The sequence below is a fragment of the Longivirga aurantiaca genome (assembly GCF_042660085.1).
GTDB lineage: Bacteria > Actinomycetota > Actinomycetes > S36-B12 > CAIYMF01 > Longivirga > Longivirga aurantiaca.
The window spans coordinates 1-2,141 of record NZ_JBHSTI010000019.1 but is presented as its reverse complement, the minus strand read 5'-3'; the positions used below and the strand labels follow the sequence as shown (position 1 = coordinate 2,141).

Here is a 2,141-nt window from a genome sequence, read left to right as displayed (position 1 = left end):
GCACGTGAAGGTCGGCGACCTCGTGGTCGTGAAGCCGGGGGAACGCATCCCCACCGACGGCGTCGTGACCGAGGGCGAGTCTGCGGTCGACGCATCGATGCTCACGGGGGAGTCCGTGCCCGTCGAGGTCGGCCCTGGGGACGACGTCGACGGCGGCACGGTGGTGCAGGACGGCCTCCTCGTGCTGCGCGCGACCCGCGTGGGCTCCGACACCGCGCTCGCCCGTATCACCGCGCTCGTCACCGCGGCCCAGAGCGGCAAGGCGCCCGTGCAGCGACTGGCCGATCGCGTGTCCTCGGTGTTCGTGCCGGTCGTGCTCGTGATCGCCGTTCTCACACTGCTCGGCTGGGGCCTCACCACCGGGTGGCAGCAGGGCTTCACCGCCGCGGTCGCCGTTCTCGTGATCGCCTGCCCGTGCGCGCTCGGCCTCGCCACCCCGACAGCACTGCTCGTCGGCACCGGCCGGGGCGCCGGCATGGGCGTGCTCGTGCGCGGGCCCGAGGTGCTCGAGTCGACCCGTCGCGTCGACACGATCGTGCTCGACAAGACCGGCACGATCACGAGCGGCGTCATGACGGTGCTGCGACGCCGAGGCGACGACGACGCCATCCTGCTCGCCGGTGCACTCGAGGCCGGCTCCGCCCACCCGGTCGCACGGGCGCTCACCGACTACGCCACCGCGCACGGTGCACTCCCGGATCTCGAGGCGCACGAGGCGATCCGCGGATCCGGCGTCTCCGGCCTCGTGGCCGCACAGGCCGTGCGGGTCGGCCGGCCCGAGTGGGTCGGCGTCGGCGACAGCCACCACTGGAGCACCGACGTCACCCAGTGGCGGCACGACGGCATGACGGTCGTGGCGGTCGAGGTCGACGGCGCGCTGCGCGCGGTGATCGGCATCGCCGACGAGGTCCGCGCCACCTCGGCCGAGGCGATCGCCTCGCTGCGCGCCCTCGGCCTCGAGCCCGTCATGGTGACCGGCGACGCGACCGCGGTCGCGGAGAACGTAGCGGCCCAGGTCGGCATCACCAACGTCGTGGCCGACGCGCGCCCCGAGGACAAGGTCACGGTCGTCGAGGAGCTGCGCGCCCAGGGCCGCGTCGTGGCGGTCGTGGGCGACGGCATCAACGACGCCGCGGCGCTCGCCGCAGCCGACCTCGGGATCGCGATGGGCGGCGGCACCGACGTCGCCATCGAGGCCGCCGACATCACGCTGCTGCGCGACGACCTCCGCACCGCGGGGGACGCGGTGCGCCTGTCCCGCGCGACGCTGCGCACGATCAAGCAGAACCTCGCCTGGGCCTTCGGCTACAACGTCGCCGCGATCCCGCTGGCGGCCTCCGGGCTGCTCACGCCGATCGTGGCCGGGCTCGCGATGGCGTTGTCGAGCGTCAGCGTCGTCGCCAACAGCCTCCGCCTGCGCAGGTTCCACTGACCTCACGGTCGCGTTCCGATTCGGTCACCGGGGCTGATCCCGCGCGCCCACCGGGGGAGGTGGATGCGAGGCTGGACGGGTGATCGTGGTCGAGACGTACTCCACCGAGTCGCTGCCGGTGCCCACCGCGGTCAGTGCCCGGCAGCTCATGGACCTCGCCTTCTCGCACGAGGACGAGGACGAGCGCTTCAGCGACCACGACTGGAACCACGCCCTCGGCGGCACCCACCTCGTGATCCGCGAGGGCGACGACGTCGTCGGCCACGCAGCGGTCGTACGCCGGACCATCCACGTCGGAGGCACGCACTTCGAGACCGGGTACATCGAGGCTGTCGGCGTACGCCCGGACAGGCAGGGACTGGGGCTGGGCGAGGCGCTGATCGGCGCTGCTGCCGAGGTGATCCGGGAGTCGTACGAGCTCGGCGCCCTCGGCACCGGCCGGCGCGCGTTCTACACACGGCTCGGCTGGCAGGTGTGGCTCGGTCCGACGCACGTCGTGCGCGACGGGGTCTGGGAGCGCAGCCCCGAGGACGACGGCTACGTGCTCGTGCTGCGGTTCGGGCCGAGCGCCGACATCGCCATCACGCACCCCATCGCCTGCGAGGAGCGCCCCGGCGACGACTGGTGACGCGGTCGCGTCAGCCGTGCGCCCGGTCGACCAGGACGACGCGCCACCCGTCCGGGTCCGGCACGGTCACCGACCGGCCCA

Annotated in this window: 2 protein-coding genes; both read left to right on the top strand. The window is 73.4% G+C overall.

Annotated features, from left to right (window positions below):
* A partial coding sequence (locus tag ACFQGU_RS15910; RefSeq protein ID WP_386768590.1) for a heavy metal translocating P-type ATPase occupies positions 1–1,432 on the top strand: 1,432 nt, incomplete at its 5' end.
* A 79-nt stretch (positions 1,433–1,511) separates the two neighbouring features.
* Entirely contained in the window at positions 1,512–2,060 is a 549-nt protein-coding gene (locus ACFQGU_RS15905; protein ID WP_386768588.1) for a GNAT family N-acetyltransferase, read from the top strand.
* The last annotated feature ends 81 nt before the right edge of the window (positions 2,061–2,141 follow it).